This is a genomic window from Spirulina major PCC 6313, assembly GCF_001890765.1.
Taxonomy (GTDB): Bacteria; Cyanobacteriota; Cyanobacteriia; order Cyanobacteriales; family Spirulinaceae; genus Spirulina; species Spirulina major.
This window is the reverse complement of sequence record NZ_KV878783.1, coordinates 4,637,738-4,660,464: the sequence shown is the minus strand read 5'-3', so window position 1 is coordinate 4,660,464 and position 22,727 is coordinate 4,637,738. Positions and strand designations below refer to the sequence as shown.

The following is a 22,727-nucleotide window of genomic DNA, read 5'->3' as shown; positions in this document are numbered from 1 at the left end:
TGAGAATGTAACCCTTGCCCATGTTGGATTTTGAATGGCTCAATGATCTCCTTGGTCGTCACCCCGACCAAGTCAAAGCCCAGGTGGAAATCTACACCTGGCAAACCTGCCCCTACTGCATTGCGGCCAAAGGCCTGCTCTGGTGGAAAGGCGTAGAATTCCAAGAATATAAAATCGACGGCGACAATGCCGCCCGTGATGCCATGGCCGAACGCGCCCACGGCCGTCGCTCCGTCCCGCAAATCTTCATCAACGACGAGCACATTGGTGGCTGTGATGATCTTTACGCCCTCAATGAACAGGGGGCCCTCGATACCCGCCTGGCCCAACCCATGTAGGAACCGCAGCCGTCGGGTGCATCCCAGCTATCCAACCCCTCACCCAACTCTCACCCGTAGGAGAGGGCTTTTGGCTCCCTTCTCCTGCGGGAGAAATGATGCCCTGAGCGATGTCGAAGGGGGCTAGGGATCAGGGGGCTAACTGGCAAGCAGGATGAATCGGCAAAAGTAGGATGCACCGCAGCCGTCTCGCCTTCCCCATGAGCACACCCATCCCCCTTGGTTCCTTAGCCAAGCCCGCCCCTAAACTCAAAAGATGATGCAGGGGATACCTTTTTAGGGACAACCTTCGCCCTACTATGAATCATTCCCGTTGCTGGATTCATCATGCAAGGTTCATTACAGCGCATTCAAATGGGCGCGATCTTCTTTTTAATGACGATCGCCCTTGCTGTAGTGGGCTATATGGTCTTTGGGTGGACGGTGCTCGAAGCCGTATATATGGTGGTGATCACCATTTTTGGGGTGGGATATGGGGAAGTGAAACCCCTAGAAACTCCCACCCAGAAAATTTTCACCATTATTGTGATCATTGCGGGCACATCATCAGCGGTGTATTTGGTGGGAGGATTTGTCCAGATGTTGACTGAAGGTGAAATTAATCGCGCCCTCCATGCCCAGCGGAAGCAGCGCAGTATTGACACATTAAATAATCACACGATTATTTGTGGATTTGGTCGGATTGGGCAAGTGTTGGCGCGACAGTTGGCCCAAACAGGGGAACTCTTTGTGGTGGTGGATACCCAAAGCGATCGCATCCAGCAAGCCGAAGACCTCGGCTACCTCACCTACACCGGCAACGCCTCGGAAGAACTCAGCCTCCAATCCGTCGGCATTAGCACCGCCAAAGTCCTCGCCACCGTCCTCCCTGATGATGCCAACAATGTGTTTATCGCCCTCACCGCTCGCGGCTTAAACCCCAATCTCCTGATCCTGGCACGGGGCGAACTCCCCAGCACCGAAAAAAAACTGCGCCTCGCGGGGGCGGATCACGTGGTCCTCCCCGCCGCCCTCAGTGGGATTCGCATGGCCAGCTTGATCACCCGCCCCACCACCGTTGATTTCTTCGCCCAAGCCGAAGAACGTCGCCAACTCGACGAAATGCTCAATCACATTGATGTGCAACTCGATGAACTGATGGTGGAGCCGGATTCAAGCCTTGCCCAGAAAAGCATCCGGGAAATTGAAGTGCGCAGCAAGGGTACGTTTATCATCGTGGCACTGCAACGGGCAGACGGAACCGTGGCGGTACATCCTAATCCGTCGTTGGTTTTAAATGTGGGTGATACGTTGATCATTCTGGGGCATCAGAGTGATATTCCCCAATTTGCACGCCATGCCGAACTCAAAAATAAACGACGTTATCGAGGAGCCACGTTTTAAGCGATGATCGATACCCTTTGGCTATTGCTCTGCACGGGCTTGGTTTTTTTGATGCAGGCCGGTTTTATGTGTTTGGAGTCGGGGATGACCCGCTCGAAGAACAGCATTAATGTGGCGGTGAAGAATCTGGCCGATTTTGGGTTGTCTGTGGCGTATTTTTGGCTGTTTGGCTATGCGTTAATGTTTGGGGCTTCGTGGCGGGGGTGGGTCGGTCTGTCCCAGTTTACCCCTAACGTTGAGCCTGCGGATGTGGCGGTGCTGTTTTTGTTTCAGGCGATGTTTTGTGGCACGGCGACGACGATTATTTCGGGGGCATTGGCGGAGCGGCTCAAGTTTACGGCCTATTTAGCGATCGCAACGTGGGTGGCGGCGTTGGTCTATCCCCTCTTTGGGCATTGGGCCTGGAATGATCACGGTTGGCTGAAGCAACTGGGTTTTATCGATTTTGCGGGGTCTACGGTGGTTCACAGTGTGGGGGCGTGGGTGAGTGCGGCGGTGCTGCTGACGGTGGGGGCGCGTCATGGCCGGTTTGAGGCGGGGAAAGCGATCAAAATCCAAGGATCAAATCTGCCGTTTTCGGTGTTGGGGGCGTTGCTGCTCTGGTTTGGCTGGATTGGGTTTAACGGCGGCAGTGAATTAAGCCTCAATGATGCCGTGCCGGGGATTATTCTCAATACGATGATGGCGGGGGTGAGTGGCATGATTGTCGGCGGGGTGCTGAGTTGGATTCAGCATCGCCATGTGGAAGTAGACGGCTTAGTGAATGGCTCGATCGCGGGGTTGGTGGCGGTTACGGCCAGTTGTCAGATGGTGACGACTCCGATCGCGGTGATTATTGGGGGGACGGGGGCGGCGGCGATGATTTTGGTGTCCTGGTGGATGGCACGGTTACAGATTGATGATGCGGTGGATGCGATCGCGGTTCACGGTGGAGCAGGAGCCTGGGGAACCTTGGCCGTCGGCCTCTTTGGTAACTCCGATGCCCTTGAGGCCAGCAGCCGTTTGGCTCAGATTGGGGTGCAAGGTTTGGGGGTGGGGTGTTCTTTTCTCTGGGCCTTTGGGGTGACGTGGGTTTTGTTTAAGCTCATCAATAGTGTCTGGCCGCTCCGGGTCAGCGCCGAAGCCGAAGCCCTGGGGTTAAATATCACCGAACATCAGGCCAAAACCGAAACCTACGACCTGTTTCAGGTGATGGACTACCAAGCTCGCACCTTTGATCTCAGTCAGCGCGTGCCCGTCGAACCCTTTACCGAGGCGGGCCATATTGCCACCCGCTACAACCAAGTGATTGATGCCCTAGAGCACAATCATCAACAAAGTGCCACCACCCTAGAGCAGATTTACATGATCGCCTCCACCGTTGCGGCGGCGGTGGAAAGCCAAACCTTTACCCCCGACCCGGAAGAATTAGAACTAGTAGCCGCCCGTGAAGATGAACTGGGGATGTTAGCGGGGTTGCTCTTAGAACTCACCCAAGCGGTGCGCCTCCGGAACCAAACCCTTGAACAGGTACAAAGCTGTTTGCGGGCGGTGCTGTTTCAATTGATTGACCATCGCTTTGGGGGGGTTCCGGCGAATCTACGGGCTGCGATCGCCGCCACTACCGACACCACCACCCTGACCCATTGGCTGCAACAGGTGGTTATTCTCAATAACCTAAGTGAGCTAGAAACCCTGATCGTGCATCCGCCTGTAGATTAAACCCGCTACACCCACAGGGGCGGCCGTGGGGCGATGAGCCTGGGGAGGGCGATCGATAACATTTGCTTCAGGGGATCTGAGGCGGGAAAATTTTTTGCTACGGTGAGCTAATGACAGCAGCCCCGCATCATACCAAAGGTCAGCGCCGGGAGTATGTCATCTTTGAATCCTCTCGTATTGTGGTGAGAAATTATGAATCCTGCTCTGACAAAATTGGGACTGCAAATGTCGCGCCGTACCGGAGTGCGGGCGATTATGAAAGACATTGTGGAGACGCTGCGGGCGGGAGCGGGGCAGGATTTTATTAACCTCAGTGCGGGGAATCCGGTGTTGTTGCCGGACGTAGAACAGTTGTGGCGGGACTGTACGGCGGAACTGCTGGCCAGTGATGACTATGGCGAAGTGGTGAGCCGCTACGGGTCGAGCCAGGGCTATGGGCCGTTGATTGAGGCGATCGCAGCCGATTTTCGCCACCGCTACGGCTGGGAATTGAGCGATCGCCATATTCTGATCACCCCCGGTTCGCAATCCCTCTACTTCTACGCCGCCAATGCCTTCGGTGGTGAGGATGCCGACGGACACCTGAAACATATCGTCCTCCCCCTCAGCCCTGACTACACCGGTTACGGCGGCATCTGCCTCAACCCCAACGCCCTCCTCGCCTATCGGCCCCATCTCGACCTTGATGCCCTCCAGCACCGTTTTAAATATCGCCCCGACTTCAGCCAACTCCAGATCAACGCCCAAACGGGCTGCGTCATTTTCTCCCGTCCCTGTAACCCGACGGGGAATGTGCTGACCGATGCCGAAGTGGCGCAAATTACTGATCTAGCCGCCCCCCACGATGTCCCCGTCTTCATCGATTCCGCCTATGCGCCCCCCTACCCAGCCTTGAATTTCACGCCGATGAGTCCGATCCTCACCCCCAACACGGTGCATTGCCTGAGCCTGTCTAAAGCCGGATTGCCGGGGGAACGGATCGGCGTGGCCATCGGTGATCCGGCAATTATTGAAGTCTTAGATGCGTTCCAAACGAATCTTTGTATTCATTCGCCACGCTATGGCCAAGCGATCGCTGCGATCGCCATCCGTTCCGGTCGCTTAGGCGCGATCGCCACCGACATCATCCGCCCCCATTACCAAGCCAAATTCGCCATCCTCGAAGCCACCCTCGATGCAGCCATGCCCGACGCTGTGCCCTGGTTCCTCCATCGCGGCGAAGGGGCCATTTTCGCTTGGCTCTGGCTGCAAGATTTACCCATGACCGATTGGGATTTTTATCAAAAACTCAAAACCGTCGGCGTAATCGCGGTTCCCGGTTCCACCTTCTTCCCCGGTTTAACCGAGGACTGGCCCCATAAACAGCAATGCCTCCGTTTTAGCCTCACCGCCACCGCTGACGAACTCGCCGAGGGGATGAAACGCCTCGCCAGCCTTGTGCGTGCGGTGTATGGCTGCGCTTAAAATACGAGCCGTTTAACCGCGCTGACATAATTATTGAATTATTGATCTTGAGGACAATCTGACCGATGCCGAACCCACAAGCCCAGAATCAGTTTCCCTTCTCCAACGATGTAGAGCCTCTCGATGACCATGACCATGACCATGATCATGCTCCCGTTAATGACGATGAAGCCTATTGGACACAACGAACAGCCGTGATTCAAAAGCTGCTCGAAGCAAAGGGCTACTTTACAGCAGCGGAGGTCAGGCAGGAAATCGAGCGCCAAGATTCTGTCACCCCCATGTTGGGGGCGCGTTTAGTCGCCCGTGCCTGGGTTGACCCTCCGTTCAAAGCGCGGCTGCTGGCGGATGGCAAAGCGGCGTGTCACGAAATGGATATTGACACGGTGGAAATTAACCGTCTTGAGGTGGTGGAAAATACGCCATCGGTGCATCATGTCGTTGTCTGCACCCTCTGCTCCTGTTATCCCAGGGCGATTCTGGGCTATCATCCACCGTCTTGGTACAAAAGCACCGCCTATCGTCAGCGGGTGGTGATCGATCCACGGGGCGTGCTAGAGGAAGAATTTGGCACTCTGCTGGCCGATGACATTGAGGTGCGCGTCATGGATAGCACGGCGGATACACGCTATTTGGTGATTCCGGTGCGACCCGATGGCACGGACGGCTGGGCGGAAGAGGCGTTAATCCCCCTCGTGACCCGTGACAGTATGATCGGCGTGGCATTGGCTCAAACCCCCTGAGCGGGTCTGACCCCTGCGAGATGAGTTGAACCGCGTGAGTGCAGTCGTAAACGCATCGATGCGGGACATCGCTTCACCACAGATTGAGGATGAGCCTCACGATTCTGCATCGGTTGGGGGGTCTGGGGTCGGTTCAGGTTGGGGCGGATCGACGAGGGCGGTGAGGGCTTGGGTGAGGGCTGCGATCGCAGCTTGGCGATTGTCCATCAGGGCGGTGAGTTCGGTGACGGTTTCGCCTTGGCTGGTTTGGGCAGTTTCGAGGCGGTCGAGTTGGGTTTCGAGGTCGGCGGTTTGGGCTTGGAGGTCGTTCCAATTGGCGGCGAGGTCGGTGGGGAGGCTGCTTTGGAGGTCGTCGAGTTCGCCTTGGAGGGTGGCGAGGTCTTGGCGACTGGCGACGAGGACTTGCCAATCCTGTTGGAGGGTGGTGATTTGGCGATGTTGTTGCCAGGTGAGGAAGGCGAACAATCCGCCGCCCCCGAAGATCGTCACCAGCAGGGCAATGATTAACCAGCGGACTTGCGATCGCACCCGCGCCATCCGTTCCGCCTGTTGATCCGAAGCCGAGAGAATTTCGAGTTTGAGTTCTAGAATTTCCTGGGCCAGGGCTTCGGTGCTGAGGGGCAGGGTTTCAGCCTCAGCACGGGGTTGATGAACAAGGGGACTCGGTTGAGAATCAGCCGTCATAACTCTCAGAAGATAGAGCAGATTGGGGTTCAGATGCCGGGGATTTGAGGTTCTGAATGTCGCTGTAGGCCAATGTGAGGACAGATGCGATCGCCACTAATCCCCCCGCCAACACCACCAACCCCACCATGACCAAAAATTGCCATCGGGCTTGGGCGGCCTGGAGTTGCTGCACATCTTTTTGCAACTCTGCCAAGAGCCGCATCGCCCGCAAATCCGACCACACCGTATATTGGCGCGGCTGATCCGGCGTGGTCGATGTTGCTGGTTCAGAACTATCCATCGCGTCTTTTACAACCCCAAGGTAATGTTTCAACCATACCGCAGGGAACGGGTGAGCCGTCAAACTGCGATCGCCTGACGAGTGGCAGCCATCGATCGCGACGTGACCACATCCACCCCCGTCCCTGTTCCACCGGAGCCGTCAAAATTCCGAATCGCGAAAGACCTGCTCAACATCTCGATATCCACTCACAACCCGCAAAATTTCAATCCCTTCATCCACAATTTGATAGAAAATGATATATCCCAGCATTGAGATTCCTCGTAAATCCGGGTCAATGAAAGTATAGGATTTACCAAGGTAGGGAAATTGAGCTAAATACTGACATTTCTGACCAAACTTTTCGACAAAACGCTCCCCTGCATCCACACTTTTGTCCAAAAAATAATCAGAAATTGCGGCTAAGTCTCGACTGGCCTCCTGCGCAATAATCAACCGTTTCATGGAGTCGAATCCTTTGCCCGCTGCACCTTAGCACGTAATTCTGCCAACACTTGATCCACGGTCTGTACCTCTCCGGCTGCGATTTGTGCTCGTGCTGTATTGATTTGTTGGCGAGTCTGCTCAACCCACGCGGCATACTGCGGCGAGTCTGCTCCCCCCGGCACGTCATCTAATAGCCCTAATAACGCAGCATTTAAGGCCATTTCTAAGGATGGATATTGTCCTTGTTGAACTAACGTTTCGAGGATTTCCGTTTGGATGGGATTGAGAGTTACTTGCATGAGCGCATCACTACAGATTGAGGATTAGTTCACTCTATTGTATCGACGGAATGACGAGCGGTTAGAGGGGTGTGGGATTCAAGCTTCATCAACTAGGGGAGTCGTAGATGGTGTATTAACACGGAAGGTGAGGGCTTGAATCCCAGCGTTTTGGTTAAACTGCGATCGCCTGACGAGTGGCAGCCATCGATCGCGACGTGACCACATCCACCCCCGTCCCCAGGGCATCGGCCAACACCACCGCCCCCCGCTCCACTGGGGCCGTCAAGCAAACTTGACGCAGGGCAATACAGAGGTCTTTCACCTGGCCTTTGGGGATGGGTTCGAGGGTTTTCACGGGGACACGTGCCCAGGTGCCGTTATTAATTTTCACGGTGGTGGTTACCATGCGGCGGGGTTCAACGTGTTCTTGGTGGGCGTATTGTTCCCCGCGTCGGCAGGAAAAACCGCGCACTTCGACGATTTCGCTGGGGTGATCGGGTTCGGTCTCCACTTCTAAGCGGCAGCCCATGGGACAGCCGATGCAGAGGTAATGGCTCAAGGTGTCATCATGTTCAGTAGCACGGGAGGTCATTGGGGTCTCCTTGGGCAGGCTGAAGCTGCTCCTGATAATTGGGATATAGGGTTAACCGTCGGCCGGTAAGAGGTCGATGCGGAGGGAATCGCCCTGGAAGTTTTGGAGGAAGCGGGGTTTGACCTTGAGATTGATCATCTCAGCGGGGAACACGTACCGGAGTGTTTTCTCGTAGACATCCCCAAGGCGGAGGGTGCAGTTTTCGATCGGTTGGCGCGATCGCAAATACACGGTATGGTCGCGATCGCTCGATATCGTCTGCGGGACGCAATACCCGACGTTATCCCCCGGAACAAGGCGAATATTATCCGGTGGCGGCAGTTGGCCCGTCACATACAGCCCCGCATTGCGCCCCGTCAAACTCGCTTCGGCACTGACAAAATCCACTAAATCATGAATATGCACCACATTCCCACAGACAAAAATCCCATCCCGTGAAGTTTCCATGCGGCTATCCACCACCGGGCCATTGGTAACGGGATCGATGCGGATGTTTAATTGGCGCGATAGTTCATTTTCCGGGATTAACCCAATGGAGAGCAGCAGTGTGTCGCAGTCAATATCCCAACTGCGGCTGAGGTCGGGTTGAAAATGGTTATCCACGGGGGCGACGGTGACTCGTTCGAGGCGATCGCGCCCCTGAATATCCACCACCGTCGTCTGTAAATGCAGCGGAATCTCAAAATCCTGCAAACATTGGACAATATTCCGGTTTAACCCATTGGCATAGGGCATAATTTCAAACACCCCCGCCACGTCCACCCCTTCGAGGGTGAGCCGCCGCGCCATAATCAAGCCGATATCCCCCGAACCGAGGATCACCGCCCGATGGCCCGGCAATACGCCCATCAAATTAACGAACTTTTGCGCTAACCCCGCCGTTAACACCCCAGCGGGCCGCCGTCCGGGGGTACGAATCGCGCCCCGCGTCCGTTCCCGTGCGCCCATGGCCAGCACTGCCGCTTTGGTTTGGATTAACTTCATGCCCTCGCTGCCGGACATCACTTGCACCTGTTTATCGGGCGTGATGTCGAGGACATAGGTATCAGAGGCGATCTGAATGTCGGCGGCTTGGACTTGTTCGTGGACGCGCTGGGCATATTCGGGGCCCGTGAGTTCGGCTTTGAACTGTTGCAGGCCGAAGCCCGGATGGATGCATTGCAGCAAAATGCCGCCGGGTTCTTTTTCACGGTCAACGATGAGGATGCGATCGGCTCCGGCTGCTTTCGCACCCAAAGCCGCCGACATCCCCGCCGGGCCGCCACCGACGACAATGACATCGTATTGATCCTCTAGGGGCCGTTGTTGAGTCATGAGCATGGGGATACCTCCGCTACTTCAACGCGATCGCAGACCAGCCAAGAATCGCCGCCGCGCTTCGTGATTTCGGTGATGGGAATGTCCGTCATCTGGTGGATCAGTTCCATACAGCGACCGGAACAGAAGCCACCTTGACAGCGGCCCATCCCGGCGCGGGTGCGGAATTTAATCCCGTCGAGAGTTCTCGCCCCGCGTGCGATCGCATCGGCGATTTCCCCTTCGGTGATCAGTTCGCAGCGGCAGACCATGCGGCCATAGCGGCGATCGCGCTCCACTAACGCCTGTTGTGCGCCATAGTCGAGGCTCATGAAATGGATCGGTTTCGCGATCGCCGGATTAAAGTCATCTTTAGGATTCAGGGATAAGCCCTCATCCCGGAGCAGGTCTAACACTAAATTGGCGATCGCCGGAGCCGCCGTCAAGCCCGGCGACTGAATCCCCGCCACATTAATCAACCCCGGCTGACTCGTGGGGCCAATCATAAAATCTTCCCCATCCGCCACCGGCCGCAACCCCGCAAACTCCGCAATACAATCCCGCGCACTAATGCCCGGCACCACCTGCGTCACCTGGGAAAACACCTGCGCCCCACCGACCGCCGTTGTCGTCAGGTCGGTTTTATCCTCAATTAAGGTCGCCGTCGGCCCCACCATCAGTGTCCCGTCATAGGTGGGAATCACCAAAATTCCTTTAGAAACCGGCGTGGGACAGGGAAAAATCACCCGTTGAATAAACCCCTTCAAACGCTTATCCAGCAAATATTCCTCACCCTTACGCGGCGTAATCTTAAAGCTCCCCACACCTGCCATCGCCGCAATCTCATCGGCAAACAGACCCGCCGCATTGAGCACAAATTTCGCCGCGATCGCATCGCCGGGCGTGTGAATCTGCCAATGGTCATCGCTGCGGGTGAGACCCGTTACAGGGGTATTGGTGCGCAGTTGGAGGCCGTTCTGTACCGCATTTTCGATCAGGTTAAAACAGGCCTCATAAGGGTTGACCACGCCTGTGGTGGGGGCATAGAGTCCCGCCACCACTTGATCCGAGAGGTGAGGTTCTTCAGTGAGGAGGCGATCGCGCTCCCACAATTCCAACCCCGGCACGCCCTTCGCTTCGCCTTGGGCCTTGAGTTGGTACAGCGTCGCCCGTTGGTCTTCGGCCATAGCCACGGTAATTTCGCCAATGCGCTTAAACCCAAAGCCCAAGTCGTCGTAAAGCGTATCCCACAGTTGATTCCCCTCCCATTCCAGCTTGCCCTTCAGAGTGTTCGGATCGCCGTGATGACCGCCGTGGATAATGCCGCTATTCGCCTTACTGACCCCAAAACCCACCTCGATCTCTTTCTCGATCAAAACAACATTCAGGGCGTAGCGCATCAATTCCCGCGCTAGGGCACAACCGACCACACCGCCGCCAATGATGGCAACATCGTAAATCATGATTTTGGCCTTTCGATGGTGTGCAAATGACCCAAACATAAGCGGCTCTTCTGTTCGGCGTTGGTTGCTCTCTTCACTGTACCGCCAGGGTTGGGTCTAGTTTCAGTATAGGAAGCCAGGCGGGCCGACCCTAGCGAGATGAGGCTGAACTCCAAAAAATGCTGAAAAACGCTACATTCTGTCGTATTTGTTCATACTCCCGCCCCCCGGCTTGGCGTGGTGGAGGACGGGAGGAGGTGCGATCGTTTTTTTAAACAGTTCCAATTACCCGCCGCAGATTATCGTTGCACCATAACCGATCAACTTTCGGCGGTCAGTGTGCACGGTCGTTTTTAGACTACAATCACTTGCTTAAAGTCTAAAATCTTGGTGCGTTTCCAGGAATTTATCCGGTAAATATTGGACTTATGTGTTCTAGAGCAGATACATTTTTAGCGCTAACTGATGACCCAATATAGCAATCCTCAATCAATCGGAAATCTTATCTCCTCATCAACAAGGAGCTTAAGCCCCTTGCCTGTTCATGAATCAAATAGGATTGCTATAGACATGCAAAATACAAGCTGAAATACTTCCAACTTTCTCACGGTCATGGGTGATGTGTTTGTCGCTCACTCTGGCAGCTTCTCAAACGTTGGCACTTCCCCAAATACCCCATCCCAAGGGGCTTTGCTGGATGTAAAAATATGTGCTGTTGGTAACATAGAAACTTCAGTATCTAAACACCCGGCCGGAACAACCAGCAAACCTGCAAGCTGAATGCTTGGCAATGCTGAACCACACAGTTTACAAAAGCTTTTGTTGTGACTAGTATCCGGAAGTGTAAAGGAGTTCACCGCGTCAGCACCCGCCAGCCAGGTCAATTTGGCTGACTGCGCAAATAAATTTGCTGCATGAGCAGAGCCTGTATCCTTTTGACAATGTCTGCAATGACAAAGATAAAAGCTGTCGAAGTTGCCTTGTACCTCAAATCTCACAGTGCCACACAGGCAAGAACCGAAATGATCGGTCATCAGAATCCCCTCTACGGCTTGCAGATAAAGTACACATAACCACAAATTATATGAACTTTTTCCATACCATCATCCCCAGAAGTGTTGAATGGTTTGTTTGTTCGTAAGCATTCAGGTCATGAGGATTTGGCTGTAAGCACTGCTCAGTATGGGTTTCAGCTATTTTGAGCTATTTTGTTATTCTCAATAAATAAGGCTGTAACCCCTAGTCTTGCGTAATTATTGAGAATGAACTGTTAGTTTAGAACTCACCTCGATTTTGAAAGCCTTGCTGTGACTGCGTTTCAAGTACCTGAATCCTTACGTTTGTTCTAGTTGAATTTGGACACACTAATCCTATGAAAAGCCAAAATCAACATCGTGGAATTAACTTTCTAAACCAATGTACATAACTGATTTGCTCACACATGAACGCTTGCAAATAGCGTAGCTTATCTAACAAACTCTTTCCCGCTTCTTTTGGGATTTCAGTCAATTGCAGTATCAGATATCCTATTAAACAACTATATATTTGTATCTCGATGCCATTCTTGTTTTTTGTGATTAAGTGAGACAGCTTTAGATGCATTTTTAGAAACTTCCATAGCAACTCTATCTGCCAACGTAATCGATAGAAATCTGCAATCTCTTCATTACTTGCTCTCCGTTTTTCCATTATTGGAATATTTGTTGCAAGTCTGAATTCTGTCTTTGCTTCTCTGTCACTGAATATCACTACTCTCGCTTCTACTTGCTCTTCTCCTGTTCCCACCCTATAGTTCCCATTCTCCCGCATCTCTAACTTGATATTGTTCTTTATTCTGACGATAAAGTACTTGTCCTCTTGTTTTTTCAGTTCCTGGATTCTAGACAAACGGCAAAACCCCCTATCCATGACGGCAACTCCATTCTCCGGCGTTGCTGCTATGGTTTCCTCTCCGTATTTACTATCATGACCTTGACCCAAACCCAAGTGGATCAATACCCCTTCTGGTATTCCTGTGAACAAATCTATGCCACTGAAGAGCTTGACTTGATGCCATCCTTCCTCCCAGAGTAGCTTACTGGTTAAGGCGACAATCGTTGAGTCTAGGGGAAACATTGTCAACCGTTTTAGGTTGCTCCCTTTCTGCTTTTTTTGCTCTTTCTTCAGGTCTTCATACAAGTCGATGAATATCTTTTTTTCTCTCAACTTACTCGCTTTGGAAAACGTAGATATATCCATCCCTATTCCTCGGTTGTTCAACCTTTTGAATAGGTCTCTCATACTAGTTACGCTCTGATCCATGGCAAAGGATAACCATGTTGATACAAAAGTTTGCGTATCGAGGACTGGATAATCATCTTGCGGCAGTTTTCCGAGATGTTTTTTGACGATTGCAGGGAAATTAGATAAAATGGTTCTAACTTTTTTATTGGATTTACAAGCTCTCATTTTACTAAATTGAGAGCTTCTTTTTTTGTTTTTCTTCTGGCATTCAACACTTCTGTCTTAAGAGAATCTTTTGTTCGAGATGCCCTACCCAGTTGCTTCATCCAAAAAAACTTCTTAACCGTAGGAACAAAGGAGCTGTGAAAATATCTTCTTAAAGTGTCTTTCTATGTACAGCAGTCACTCCATAGGCTTGATACTCAGCCATAGTGAATAAGAGATCAGCCATAGAAGGATGTGCCGCCGCTAAAGACCCCCCCTGCCAAATTAAGTTTTGATAATTATCAGGAATAGTCATTTTGACAGTGACATCGCGGGGAGCAAGTTTCCGCAACTGATTTTCCCAATCCTTGGCAACAGCTTCAGAGGGAACGTTATCTCCCATCAAAATAACTCGATTGTATAGCTCTGCACGAATATCAAAATCACACTTCATCACAGAATTAAACAAGAACTCACCAGCATCAGCGGCACTCACATTGGGAGCCATGCGGTTAGCACCAAAACTAGACAACATACCTGAATAATAAGGAACAATGAGCGTTTCATTACTATTACAAATTGTTGCTACTCCTGTTGAGCTACCTGTGGCAAATAACCCCAACAAAGCATCTGTCATAACCCAAGCACCCTGAATCCCAAACTTGTCAAAGAGTAAGCTAACAATCGCTTCTCGTTGGGAAAAATAGGGGTAAGCGGCGGATTGTGAAAGGAGTACTTTACAGTCCTGAGAACGAACCCCTAGCGCAGAAAATACCTGATTTAGATCATTCTCAAAAGCTGTCATGTCAGAGATTTTTAGTCCAGGGGAAGAACGTTTAATGGCAGTACGCTGCTGATCTTCTCCCACAAATCCGGCTTCAAGCATATCACCGGAACTTAAATCGATAACAATATTAGGCATTTTTGTCCTACTCCAAGAAAAGACAAGAAAGAATGATTTTTCCTTTATATTATACCGGACACCTCGAAAAATAGAAAGATTTCATGAACCGAGCGCGAGAGGAGCAGGCCTGGCTGCCTGACACATCTTAGTGAGTGACAGATAGCTCAAGGCTTACAGGATAGGGAACGAATTCGAGTAAACCAAATGCGAGGCAAAACAAGGTTCAGGATCTTTGGGAAGCAGCGGGAGCAAAGGCAGACGTTGCCGTTCTTTATGGAGAACACCGCGAAGCTACCGCACCCCCATCTTGAGGTAGCTAATGCCGCGATGCCAATGCGGATCAACCTGTTGGCGTAACCCAGCGATTTGCATAGCTGTCGAAGTTGCCTTGTACCTCAAATCTCACAGTGCCACACAGACAAGAACCGAAATGATCGGTCATCAGAATCCCCTCTACGGCTTGCAGATAAAGTACACATAACCACAAATTATACGAACTTTTTCCATCCCATCATCCCTATAGCGATCCTCAATCAATCGTCAATCTATCATCCCCGCCGACAAGGGGCTTAAGCCCCTTGCCTGTTCATGAATCAAATAGGATTGCTATATACGGATTTTATCTGCATAACATATCTATGGGAATGTTATACGGAAAATTTCTGTATAGTTCCTGTATTCGTATTTTGTAGGGATTGGTTAGTTCTGCTGAATTAAAAGCGACTGGATAAGTTTGAGGGGGGATTGCTCTTGGATATTGTTCTCCTTCGTTAGGGAGTGAGGCGCGAGAATTCTAGGGGGTTGAGGCAGGTTGGGCGGAGACCTGTGGCACAATAGGCGGAAATTGATTTGTAAGGATTTGCGATGAAAGCATTGGTGACGGGGGCGAATGGGTTCACGGGGTCGCATTTGGTGCGGGCGTTGATCGAGGGTGGGTTTGAGGTGGTGGGGCTGGTGCGGAAGACGAGTAATTGCGATCGCATCTCCGGTTTACCCGTGCAACTGGCCTATGGCGATGTGAGCGATCGCGCCAGTCTGGACGGGGCGATGGTGGGGGTAGATTGGCTGTTTCATACGGCGGCCTATGTAGATTTGGGGATTGTGGATGGGGAACGGATGGCGCGGGTGAATGTGGAGGGGACGCGGAATGTGCTGGCGGCTGCCCAAGTTGCCCAGGTGCAAAAAATGGTTTATTGCAGCACGATCGGCATCTATGGCGATACCCAAGGTGAGACGATTACTGAAACGTTTCAACGTCGCCAACAGGGGTTTTCCTCGGCCTACGACAGCACTAAATACGACGCACAGCAGTTAGTGAACCAAGCGGCGGCGACAGGGTTTCCGGTGGTGAGTGTGATGCCGTCGGGGATTTTTGGGGTGGATGATCCGCATTTTGGGCCGGTGATTCAGTTGTTTTTAAAGGGAAAATTACCGTTTTGGGTGGGGGGCGATCGCATCACCGGCATCGTTCATGTGGATGATCTCGTCGCTGCCATGCTCCTCGCGGCGGAAAAAAGCCCCCCTGGTGAGCATTACATCATTTCCACCGACGACCTCCCCACCCGCGAAATGTTTGCCTACCTCGGCTCGAAAACGGGCATCCCCACCCCCAAAGAAGCCCCCAAAGCCCTGGTATATTTCCTCACCTTTTTCCTCGATCCCCTTGGCCATCTTTTCGGCTGGAATCCACCTCTCAGCCGCGAACGCCTCCACTATGTTTATGAACGGTGTGTGCGGGTCAGTGGTCAAAAAGCAAAAGATCAATTAGGCTGGAAACCTCGCCCCTTGACGGCTATTTTTGATGAATTTATTGCCCAATCTTAGGGAAATATGTGGGTAGGAGTGCGATCGTAACAGAACAGTATGAAATTCAGATTGTAAACCACCCGCTACACCTACTGAGTTCATGAATAATCCAACATAATTAAACCATTGAATATTCATTAAGAATCTAATTTAGCCAACAGCTTAGCCTTACGACTAAATTACCGTGTGCTTAAGGTTACATTGCCTTGGTCATCATTGACGGTGACCATAATCGTTGTTTCTTCACTGTCTTCGGAAGTAAAAATACAATCAAAGGTGCTGCCAACTTCAACTTCACGATAGGGATTGGGATCTGCGTCTAAACCACAGTCTGCAATTCCAGACATATCAGCATCTGACATTTGAGTTTCGATCGCGTCTTCAATGGCGACAAGATTCAGCCCTCTTGTTAGCCAATCAAAGGTTTCTGCTGCGGGATTGGGAAACACATCCACAATTGTGGTGAATCCTGCCGTGGTCAGGACTTCACATTCAAACGGCTGATCAGATTCGAGTTCAATAGCTTCCGGACAAGCTACCATTTCAACATCGTAGCCTGTTTGTTCGGGGAAACTGGTGGATAGGACTTCTTGAACGGTAAAAGCAAAAGTCCCTTCTGGGGCGGGTTCTAAGGTTGCTTCTTCCATTTCTTCCGTATCCGTGTCCTCTTCTGCGATTATTTCTGTGTCTTCAGTGTCGCTCGGTTCTTCGGCGACATCTTCTCCGCAGGCGGTGAGGGTCAGCCCGAAACCGAGCAGAAAAATTAAGACCCATCGCAATTGTAAAAATTTCATAGACTTTGGGGAGTGTTGAATATTAACGATTGTTTATCTCCCGTCAGTGTAGTGGAAAAGGGCAGAACTGCGAAAACAATTTTCTGCCGCTTTATGCTGCAAAAATAGACCGGATCGGTCGTGTTTAGGGATGTTTAGAAAGGGTTTAATTCAGTTCTCTAGAGAAGGGTGTGATGAATAGATCGTAACGGGCACGGTTGCTGATGATCAAAATGGGGGACGATCGCACCCCTCACCCTTGCGGTTAGACTTGCGATCGCCCCCCCTCAATCGGAGCCGACTCGCTCCCATTTTCAGAATTCATCCAACCCTTAAACCGCAGCAGCGTAGGGGGTTGTGAGTTGATCCAACTGTTTCACCAAGAGACTGAGGAACAGCCCCACATCGGTGACCACGCCCACGGATTCCACGGAACCGCGATCGCTCAACTTCGTCACCACCGCCGGATTGATATCAACGCAGACCATTTTCACGCCCGCCGGGGTCATATTCCCCACCCCAATCGAGTGCAACATTGTCGAAAGCATCAGGATCATATCTGCGCCTTCGATCAGTTCTGCATAGGCATTTTGGGCCTTGAGCAAGTCCATTTCCGTATCGGGCAACGGGCCATCGTCACGGATCGAACCCGCGAGGCAGAAGGGCACGTTATTTTTGACACATTCGTACATGATGCCTCGGTTCAACACCCCGGCTTCCACGGTTTTAGCAATGGAACCGTAACGCCGCACGGTGTTGATCGTTTTGAGGTGGTGACGGTGGCCGCCGTGGACGGGCACGCCTTGTTTCATGTCCACGCCGAGGGATGTGCCCATCATGGCCTGTTCGATGTCGTGAACGGCGATCGCATTCCCCCCTAACAGAGCCTGGACATAGCCATCGCGCACCAACCGCGCCAAGTGTTGACTGCCGCCAGTATGGATCACCACCGGCCCCGCTGTGACGGCCACTTTGCCACCTTGATCGCGGATATGGCGAAGTTCCCAGGCGATTTGCTCAACGACCAATTCCACCCGCCGCTCACTGGAGACCCCCGCCCCCATGAAGCTGAACTCTTCGGTGCGGTTTTGTTTTTTGCGCTCATCCACTTTGCGCACGGTGCGAATCCCGTGAACGCTGACCACAACTTCTTCGTCCGTGGTGAGATCCCGCAGCAGTTTACAATGCGCCGTGATGCCGTTCTCAGTTTTGCGCACGGCGATCGCACCATCCATGCGCTGTTGCTCCACCCGCACCCATTGCCCATTAATGCGCACTTCCGTCGGGTAAATCGTCGTCACATAAAAATCATCCGGCGCAACCCCGGCCGCAAACACTGCTTCAAGGTCTGCATCTTTCTCCTCGCTGGGACGATCCACCGCCCCCAGTTCGATCAAGTCCGTCATGATATTTTCCATGACGTGGCGATCCGGTGCAGAGACCCGCACTTCCGCCATCGAGGTGCTTTGGCGTTCCGTGCCGAGGTTAAAGTTCAACACCTTAAAGCTGCCGCCCCGTTCCACAATCAGATCCAAGGCACGGTTGAGCGTGCCTGCATCCAAGAGATGGCCTTGCATTTGGATGGTGCGGGTTTCCACAGAAACGGCCGCATGGACGTTTTCGAGGATGGGTTCAGTGGTGCGGAGGGTGAGGCATTTCGCCGCACCGCCGGCCTTGAGAAATTCTGATAAGGGCGTTTCAATGGCGGTGAAGCCACAGTCAGCGAGGCGTTGTTTTAGCCCCTCGCTAACGTTATTCATGATCACGATATCTTCGAGGTTGACCGCGTTACAGGCAAAGTTGACGGCATCGGGTTCAGCGATCGCAATCCGTTTTTCCGCCGGAACCCGCCGCTCAATTAAATGGTTAGAGTAGGCATCAAAGGCCGGCGGATAGTAGAGCAAATACCCGCCGCGCAACGGACAAAAACAGGTATCAAGGTGATAAAAGCGGCTATCCACCAAGCGCAACGACAGCACTTCTGTGTCCAACCATTGAGCGATCAGCGGGTGGGAATCCAATTCAGTGCGGAACCCATAGCCCGCCCAGAGCCAACGTCCTTCCCGATCAAACAGCGCATCCCCCGCCCCTTCAAAGGGCAAATCTGAGGGCAACTCATGCACCGTAAAGCCATTTTCTTCAAACCAGGCTTTGAAATAGGGTTCTTCCCCTTGGCGTTCCGGGTGTAAAAAGCGGCTCAGCACCACCGTTTTACCCAACACCAACCCCGCGTTGGCGGTGAAAACCATATCGGGCCAGCCCTTGGCCGGTTCCACCAAGTCCACTGCGGTATGCTCTTTAATCACGTTGTAGAGCTTGTGCCACTGTTCAGCGGCGCGATCGCGCGAGGACTTATGAATATTGCCTTCCATCCAGGGATTAATCACATAATCCACGTCGTAATGATCCGGCGCACACATCAGAATTCGGATTGCATCAGTCATAATAATTAATTGAATGGGTGAATACACCCAGCAGTAACAGTAAAAAGTACAGTTCTACGGGCAAACCAGTTGTTGGCACTCGGTAGATCAGAGCAGCTCTAACCCAAGACCAACGATCGGGTCATGTTGACAACAATAACGAGAAGTCACTCGATCAAGATTCAACAACAAAGCAACTTTTAATCTTAAGGGACAAAGACTCACCTGAGCAATCTCTCAGGTGATGAAATGATCACGAAGGGTTCAGCCTGTGGTCAATCCTTCCTGACCCTGGCGCGGGAATTCAATCCCGAATCAGGCTGAAACCGTCGGCTGTAACGCAGCTTCTACCTCGGCTTCGCTCCAGCCTTCCTGGGTGAGGCGGCGTTGGATTTGGTCATCACTGTAGCCCCGCGATCGCGCCTGCTCAATGTAGGTCATTAAGGGGCGCAGATTGTTTGAAACCATTGCCACCGTAGGCGCAGCGGCTTTGGCCTTGAGCAAGCGCAAGACAATCCAGCCAAGCAGCCACCAGAGAGGAACCCACAGCACCAAACTCACGCCCAAGGTGCAAACAATCGAAACGCCAATAATGATCAGCCCGCCAAACATCGAGAAGTTGTTAAACAGCCCAACAATCGTTAGCAGTAGAAAACTCAGGGCAAACCCTATCAAAACACAGTTTAAAAAAGACGTTTCAGGAGTCGTTTTCATGATTGCAGCGGATAAGGTTAAAGGCGGTTATCTAAAATCGTTTCCCAATAGCGAATGCAGGCAATAATTAACGCCATGTAACAGGGAATGGCAAAGGCAACTTCAACCGGAGCGTTAAAAATCGGGGTCACAAATCCCGTAAAATTGTGGGTCGCACTTTCGCCATAGACCCGATAGCCCTGATCCATCAACCAGGCTTCAATGGGAAGTGCGATCGCACCCGTCACCCCCAAGGCAATTAAGAAGCGCATCACAATCGGCAAATGTAAAAAGAACCGATCCACCACCACCGCCGCAATGCCAATCACCGCCACCCATAGGCCTGTGAGTAAGACACTAATATCAAAAAAGACATAAGACCATTGGGGCAATTGATTATTGTCCACCATGGGCTGAATCATCACTTCAAAGAGAAACACCGCTAAAAAGGCAATACCAATACTCCGTAACCATTTCCGTTTTTTACTGGGAATTAACGGTTCATCATCCAAGACAAAGCCCCAATATTTATAAAAACTAATCACTAACCCTGTAAAAACAGGGGTGTAATAGAAGACATCAAGGAGGGGAACTCCGAAGAGAAACATCCCGGTTAAGCTGGCTAAAACTTCCGGGGCATAGACACGAACTCCCAAGTTAACCACCACCATTTCTAAACCACTGACTAAAATAGTTAAAATCACCAAATAAATGGGGAATCGTTGCCATTCTTTCCAGTGGGGGAGGAGGCGATCGCTCACCGTCACCACCGTTAAAATCAACCCCGTCCAGCCTAGGGTTAAAATCCAACTGACATCGAGATAAATATACGCCCAAACTCCCATTTTTTGGTTGAGCCACATGGGCGAGGTGAAGAGTTCAAAGAGTAAGACCGCAACGGCCATGATCAGGAAGCGCGGTACGATTTTTGTCTGAATTTTTGCCAAGAAAAAGACCGCGATTCCCGTCGTAATGAGGGTGGCGATCTCAAACAAGATGATGGCGGTGGTGGGGGTTTTATCAAAGCTGCAATGGGCGAAGATTAGGGAGTTGAGCATAGGATTTCAGAGATAAGAATCAGGATCAAAGTCTAATCTGTTGAAAGGCTTAATCCCCTCCTGGGAGGGGAGCGGGAAGTGCGGGGTGGGTTGGTTCGGATTGGCGATCGCGCCAGTCCGGATCTTTCACTTTGCAGCCGCCCCATTTGGCGCTGCAATAGTCGGGGGTGGTGGTGAGGTGTTCCCAAATTTGCCAGAGGGGGGCGGTGGTGATGTTGCCAAAACTGTGGGCGTTGAAGTCGCAGGACATCACATCGCCGTAGGGGGAGAGGTAAAAATAACTCGTGCCACAGGAACAACCGACGCTGCGGTGACTGGTGAAGTGGGCGAAAAAGACGATGCCGGGATAGGTGCGATCGCGGTTGTAATGGGCCACCGATCGCATCATCGCTTCGACCCAATCGGGACCCTGAGGGGATCTCACTAAATCCTCCCGGTCTTGATAGCGACCACTGGGCAGCGCGTCGAACACCAGCACTTCATGCACCCCCAACCGTTTCGCCAATTCAATGATCCGGGGCAGTTCGCCCGCAGCGTAGCGTTCGGGGGTGAGGGTGGTGGAGATGCCGACGGAGAAACCGAGTTTTTTCGCGACTTTGAGACCCGCGATCGCGCGTTCAAAAAGTCCGGGGGTTTGGCGAATGCGATCGTGCTGTTCGGGGTCGGCAGCGTCGAGGCTGACATAGATGCTATCGAGGCCAGCGCGGGACAGTTCACGGGCGCGATCGCTCAACAGCCACCCATTCGTAAACAGCACCGTTGTTGAACGTTGCCGATCCACTGAGCGAATCAGATCCGGTAAATCCCGCCGCTGCAACGGTTCACCGCCGACGAAGTTGAGCACCGAAACGCCAAGATCCTGAGCTTGAGCGATCGCATCACAGGCTTGCTCAAAACTCAGGGGAGAACGGGCGCGATCGTCCACTGCCTCGAAAAAACTGCAATGCTCACAGGCGGCGTTACAGTCATCATTGACCGCAAAACTCATCAAGTTCGGCAGGTTTTTATTTTGGATCGTGCGGTAGAGGGCGCGGGCGAGGAAGTTGGCCGCCGGAGCACTGAACACCGCCGGAGTCGAGAGGGAATAGACCGGAAAGCCCCGCCGGAAATGAATGATTTTGTCGTGGTTGAGGTAGATCTTGTAGAGAATTGTGGTGAAATCTGTGCCATAGCCGAGGCTACGGGTGAGGAGAAACCACTGGAGGCGAAGACGATGGAGGAGGGCAAGCATTCGCATTCAAGCCAGGTGATGGAGCAGTCTTCATTAGTTTTAGCACTTGGTGCGATCGCTTCTCTGTCCTGTATTGATTCTCTGTAGTGCGAGCTTCTAGCTCGCTACTCCTACCGTAATCTCGCTACTCCTACCGTAATCTCGCTACTCCTACCGTAATCTCGCTACTCCTACCGTAATCTCGCTACTCCTACCGTAATCTCGCTACTCCTACCGTAATCTCGCTACTCCTACCGTAATCTCGCTACTTCTACCGTAATCTCGCTACTTCTACCGTAATCTCGCTACTCCCCCGAAAATTGAGATCTGATGGTGCAGGCGTGTTGCAAACTTGGGCAGGAGTGAGCCAGAGGCTCACACTACAGTGCTTCTCTATCGAGCTTCTGACTCGCTGTTCCATCAAGAGGCGAAACAGAAGTAAATCGCTGCGATCGCTCACGTCAAGGCTAGTTTAATCAAGAAATATTAATTAAATCCCGTGAAAAATCTTGATTTCCGCAGCGGGTTCTTAATCTTTTTTTTAGGATTGTGCGATGCTCACGTTTGGAGAAATAAGGATTTCTTGAAAAATCCATAAAACTTGTTCTCAATCCTCAGAAGCTCGTTACAGTGTAGGTACATTTCTGCTTTTGATGGTAGATGTGTCATGAAATTCCCGTTTTAAGGGAATTATCACGGCTCTTAATCCTGATACCTTGAGGGATTCTGAAACTGCACTGGACTGAGTTTTTAAGCTAGTCTCTATGGCCTGAGTTTAAACTCCTTTTTTGTAAACAGAT

General features: G+C 51.9%; 21 protein-coding genes. 6 read left to right on the top strand and 15 right to left on the bottom strand.

Annotated features, from left to right (window positions below):
* Window positions 1-20 precede the first annotated feature (20 nt).
* From grxC to SPI6313_RS20590, 5 genes are all read left to right on the top strand, one after another.
* On the top strand, window positions 21-338 hold the full coding sequence (grxC, locus tag SPI6313_RS20610) for a glutaredoxin 3 (RefSeq protein WP_072622682.1): 318 nt from the start codon (window positions 21-23) through the stop codon (window positions 336-338).
* A 327-nt stretch (window positions 339-665) separates the two neighbouring features.
* Window positions 666-1,721 (top strand): potassium channel family protein, encoded by a 1,056-nt coding sequence (locus SPI6313_RS20605; RefSeq protein WP_072622681.1) that lies wholly within the window; start codon window positions 666-668, stop codon window positions 1,719-1,721.
* 3 nt (window positions 1,722-1,724) lie between these two features.
* On the top strand, window positions 1,725-3,422 hold the full coding sequence (locus SPI6313_RS20600; RefSeq protein ID WP_072622680.1) for an ammonium transporter: 1,698 nt from the start codon (window positions 1,725-1,727) through the stop codon (window positions 3,420-3,422).
* Window positions 3,423-3,614: 192 nt separating this feature from the next.
* Window positions 3,615-4,886: a valine--pyruvate transaminase gene (locus tag SPI6313_RS20595; RefSeq protein WP_072622679.1), complete on the top strand. Its 1,272-nt coding sequence runs from the start codon at window positions 3,615-3,617 to the stop codon at window positions 4,884-4,886.
* 65 nt (window positions 4,887-4,951) lie between these two features.
* Window positions 4,952-5,629, top strand: a complete 678-nt coding sequence (locus SPI6313_RS20590) for a nitrile hydratase subunit alpha (protein WP_072622678.1) — start codon at window positions 4,952-4,954, stop codon at window positions 5,627-5,629.
* Between the two features lie 96 nt (window positions 5,630-5,725).
* Here the strand turns inward: SPI6313_RS20590 and SPI6313_RS20585 are convergent, their stop codons facing one another.
* The 10 genes from SPI6313_RS20585 to SPI6313_RS20540 all read right to left on the bottom strand — a co-directional run bounded on the left by SPI6313_RS20585 (window position 5,726) and on the right by SPI6313_RS20540 (window position 13,982).
* A complete protein-coding gene (locus SPI6313_RS20585; RefSeq protein ID WP_072622677.1) occupies window positions 5,726-6,313 on the bottom strand; it encodes a hypothetical protein in 588 nt (195 codons plus the stop codon).
* Entirely contained in the window at window positions 6,303-6,596 is a 294-nt protein-coding gene (locus SPI6313_RS20580) for a hypothetical protein (protein WP_072622676.1), read from the bottom strand. Before SPI6313_RS20580 ends, SPI6313_RS20585 begins: the two co-directional genes overlap by 11 nt.
* 141 nt (window positions 6,597-6,737) lie before the next feature.
* Window positions 6,738-7,040 carry a type II toxin-antitoxin system RelE/ParE family toxin gene (locus tag SPI6313_RS20575; protein ID WP_072622675.1) on the bottom strand — a complete coding sequence of 101 codons (303 nt, stop codon included), beginning with the start codon at window positions 7,038-7,040 and terminating at the stop codon, window positions 6,738-6,740.
* Window positions 7,037-7,321 carry a hypothetical protein gene (locus SPI6313_RS20570; RefSeq protein ID WP_072622674.1) on the bottom strand — a complete coding sequence of 95 codons (285 nt, stop codon included), beginning with the start codon at window positions 7,319-7,321 and terminating at the stop codon, window positions 7,037-7,039. The genes SPI6313_RS20575 and SPI6313_RS20570 overlap by 4 nt, the downstream gene beginning before the upstream one ends.
* A 154-nt stretch (window positions 7,322-7,475) precedes the next feature.
* Window positions 7,476-7,895, bottom strand: a complete 420-nt coding sequence (locus tag SPI6313_RS20565) for a DUF1667 domain-containing protein (protein WP_072622673.1) — start codon at window positions 7,893-7,895, stop codon at window positions 7,476-7,478.
* A gap of 51 nt (window positions 7,896-7,946) precedes the next feature.
* Window positions 7,947-9,215: an NAD(P)/FAD-dependent oxidoreductase gene (locus tag SPI6313_RS20560; RefSeq protein ID WP_072622672.1), complete on the bottom strand. Its 1,269-nt coding sequence runs from the start codon at window positions 9,213-9,215 to the stop codon at window positions 7,947-7,949.
* Window positions 9,206-10,654: an NAD(P)/FAD-dependent oxidoreductase gene (locus tag SPI6313_RS20555; protein WP_072623259.1), complete on the bottom strand. Its 1,449-nt coding sequence runs from the start codon at window positions 10,652-10,654 to the stop codon at window positions 9,206-9,208. The genes SPI6313_RS20560 and SPI6313_RS20555 overlap by 10 nt, the downstream gene beginning before the upstream one ends.
* Window positions 10,655-11,265: 611 nt before the next feature.
* Window positions 11,266-11,667 (bottom strand): GFA family protein, encoded by a 402-nt coding sequence (locus tag SPI6313_RS20550; protein ID WP_072622671.1) that lies wholly within the window; start codon window positions 11,665-11,667, stop codon window positions 11,266-11,268.
* 352 nt (window positions 11,668-12,019) lie between these two features.
* On the bottom strand, window positions 12,020-13,045 hold the full coding sequence (locus SPI6313_RS20545) for an IS4 family transposase (protein ID WP_072623258.1): 1,026 nt from the start codon (window positions 13,043-13,045) through the stop codon (window positions 12,020-12,022).
* Between the two features lie 187 nt (window positions 13,046-13,232).
* Window positions 13,233-13,982: an acetate and sugar kinases/Hsc70/actin family protein gene (locus tag SPI6313_RS20540; RefSeq protein WP_072622670.1), complete on the bottom strand. Its 750-nt coding sequence runs from the start codon at window positions 13,980-13,982 to the stop codon at window positions 13,233-13,235.
* 846 nt (window positions 13,983-14,828) lie between these two features.
* Here SPI6313_RS20540 and SPI6313_RS20535 point away from each other — a divergent pair.
* Complete coding sequence (locus SPI6313_RS20535; protein ID WP_072622669.1) at window positions 14,829-15,788, top strand: NAD-dependent epimerase/dehydratase family protein; 960 nt, start codon at window positions 14,829-14,831, stop codon at window positions 15,786-15,788.
* A 161-nt stretch (window positions 15,789-15,949) separates the two neighbouring features.
* Here SPI6313_RS20535 and SPI6313_RS20530 read toward each other — a convergent pair whose 3' ends face one another.
* The 5 genes from SPI6313_RS20530 to SPI6313_RS20510 all read right to left on the bottom strand — a co-directional run bounded on the left by SPI6313_RS20530 (window position 15,950) and on the right by SPI6313_RS20510 (window position 21,948).
* Window positions 15,950-16,564: a hypothetical protein gene (locus SPI6313_RS20530; RefSeq protein ID WP_072622668.1), complete on the bottom strand. Its 615-nt coding sequence runs from the start codon at window positions 16,562-16,564 to the stop codon at window positions 15,950-15,952.
* A gap of 311 nt (window positions 16,565-16,875) precedes the next feature.
* Window positions 16,876-18,987 carry a bifunctional arginine dihydrolase/ornithine cyclodeaminase gene (argZ, locus tag SPI6313_RS20525; protein WP_072622667.1) on the bottom strand — a complete coding sequence of 704 codons (2,112 nt, stop codon included), beginning with the start codon at window positions 18,985-18,987 and terminating at the stop codon, window positions 16,876-16,878.
* A gap of 294 nt (window positions 18,988-19,281) precedes the next feature.
* Window positions 19,282-19,680 (bottom strand): hypothetical protein, encoded by a 399-nt coding sequence (locus tag SPI6313_RS20520; protein WP_072622666.1) that lies wholly within the window; start codon window positions 19,678-19,680, stop codon window positions 19,282-19,284.
* Between the two features lie 17 nt (window positions 19,681-19,697).
* Window positions 19,698-20,717, bottom strand: coding sequence for a hypothetical protein (locus SPI6313_RS20515; RefSeq protein ID WP_072622665.1), 1,020 nt, complete (start codon window positions 20,715-20,717; stop codon window positions 19,698-19,700).
* Window positions 20,718-20,766: 49 nt separating this feature from the next.
* Window positions 20,767-21,948, bottom strand: a complete 1,182-nt coding sequence (locus SPI6313_RS20510; protein WP_139276717.1) for a radical SAM/SPASM domain-containing protein — start codon at window positions 21,946-21,948, stop codon at window positions 20,767-20,769.
* Window positions 21,949-22,727 lie beyond the last annotated feature (779 nt).

Excerpts from the sequence above, each read along its gene's own strand:
- SPI6313_RS20570 (WP_072622674.1), bottom strand. The coding sequence starts at position 7,321 with ATGCAAGTAACTCTCAATCCCATCCAAACGGAAATCCTCGAAACGTTA.
- SPI6313_RS20580 (WP_072622676.1), bottom strand. The coding sequence starts at position 6,596 with ATGGATAGTTCTGAACCAGCAACATCGACCACGCCGGATCAGCCGCGC.
- SPI6313_RS20560 (WP_072622672.1), bottom strand. The coding sequence starts at position 9,215 with ATGCTCATGACTCAACAACGGCCCCTAGAGGATCAATACGATGTCATT.
- SPI6313_RS20595 (WP_072622679.1), top strand. The coding sequence starts at position 3,615 with ATGAATCCTGCTCTGACAAAATTGGGACTGCAAATGTCGCGCCGTACC.
- SPI6313_RS20540 (WP_072622670.1), bottom strand. The coding sequence starts at position 13,982 with ATGCCTAATATTGTTATCGATTTAAGTTCCGGTGATATGCTTGAAGCC.
- SPI6313_RS20535 (WP_072622669.1), top strand. The coding sequence starts at position 14,829 with ATGAAAGCATTGGTGACGGGGGCGAATGGGTTCACGGGGTCGCATTTG.
- SPI6313_RS20575 (WP_072622675.1), bottom strand. The coding sequence starts at position 7,040 with ATGAAACGGTTGATTATTGCGCAGGAGGCCAGTCGAGACTTAGCCGCA.
- SPI6313_RS20515 (WP_072622665.1), bottom strand. The coding sequence starts at position 20,717 with ATGCTCAACTCCCTAATCTTCGCCCATTGCAGCTTTGATAAAACCCCC.
- SPI6313_RS20600 (WP_072622680.1), top strand. The coding sequence starts at position 1,725 with ATGATCGATACCCTTTGGCTATTGCTCTGCACGGGCTTGGTTTTTTTG.
- grxC (WP_072622682.1), top strand. The coding sequence starts at position 21 with ATGTTGGATTTTGAATGGCTCAATGATCTCCTTGGTCGTCACCCCGAC.
- SPI6313_RS20550 (WP_072622671.1), bottom strand. The coding sequence starts at position 11,667 with ATGACCGATCATTTCGGTTCTTGCCTGTGTGGCACTGTGAGATTTGAG.
- SPI6313_RS20605 (WP_072622681.1), top strand. The coding sequence starts at position 666 with ATGCAAGGTTCATTACAGCGCATTCAAATGGGCGCGATCTTCTTTTTA.
- SPI6313_RS20530 (WP_072622668.1), bottom strand. The coding sequence starts at position 16,564 with ATGAAATTTTTACAATTGCGATGGGTCTTAATTTTTCTGCTCGGTTTC.
- argZ (WP_072622667.1), bottom strand. The coding sequence starts at position 18,987 with ATGACTGATGCAATCCGAATTCTGATGTGTGCGCCGGATCATTACGAC.
- SPI6313_RS20520 (WP_072622666.1), bottom strand. The coding sequence starts at position 19,680 with ATGAAAACGACTCCTGAAACGTCTTTTTTAAACTGTGTTTTGATAGGG.
- SPI6313_RS20555 (WP_072623259.1), bottom strand. The coding sequence starts at position 10,654 with ATGATTTACGATGTTGCCATCATTGGCGGCGGTGTGGTCGGTTGTGCC.
- SPI6313_RS20565 (WP_072622673.1), bottom strand. The coding sequence starts at position 7,895 with ATGACCTCCCGTGCTACTGAACATGATGACACCTTGAGCCATTACCTC.
- SPI6313_RS20590 (WP_072622678.1), top strand. The coding sequence starts at position 4,952 with ATGCCGAACCCACAAGCCCAGAATCAGTTTCCCTTCTCCAACGATGTA.
- SPI6313_RS20510 (WP_139276717.1), bottom strand. The coding sequence starts at position 21,948 with ATGCTTGCCCTCCTCCATCGTCTTCGCCTCCAGTGGTTTCTCCTCACC.
- SPI6313_RS20585 (WP_072622677.1), bottom strand. The coding sequence starts at position 6,313 with ATGACGGCTGATTCTCAACCGAGTCCCCTTGTTCATCAACCCCGTGCT.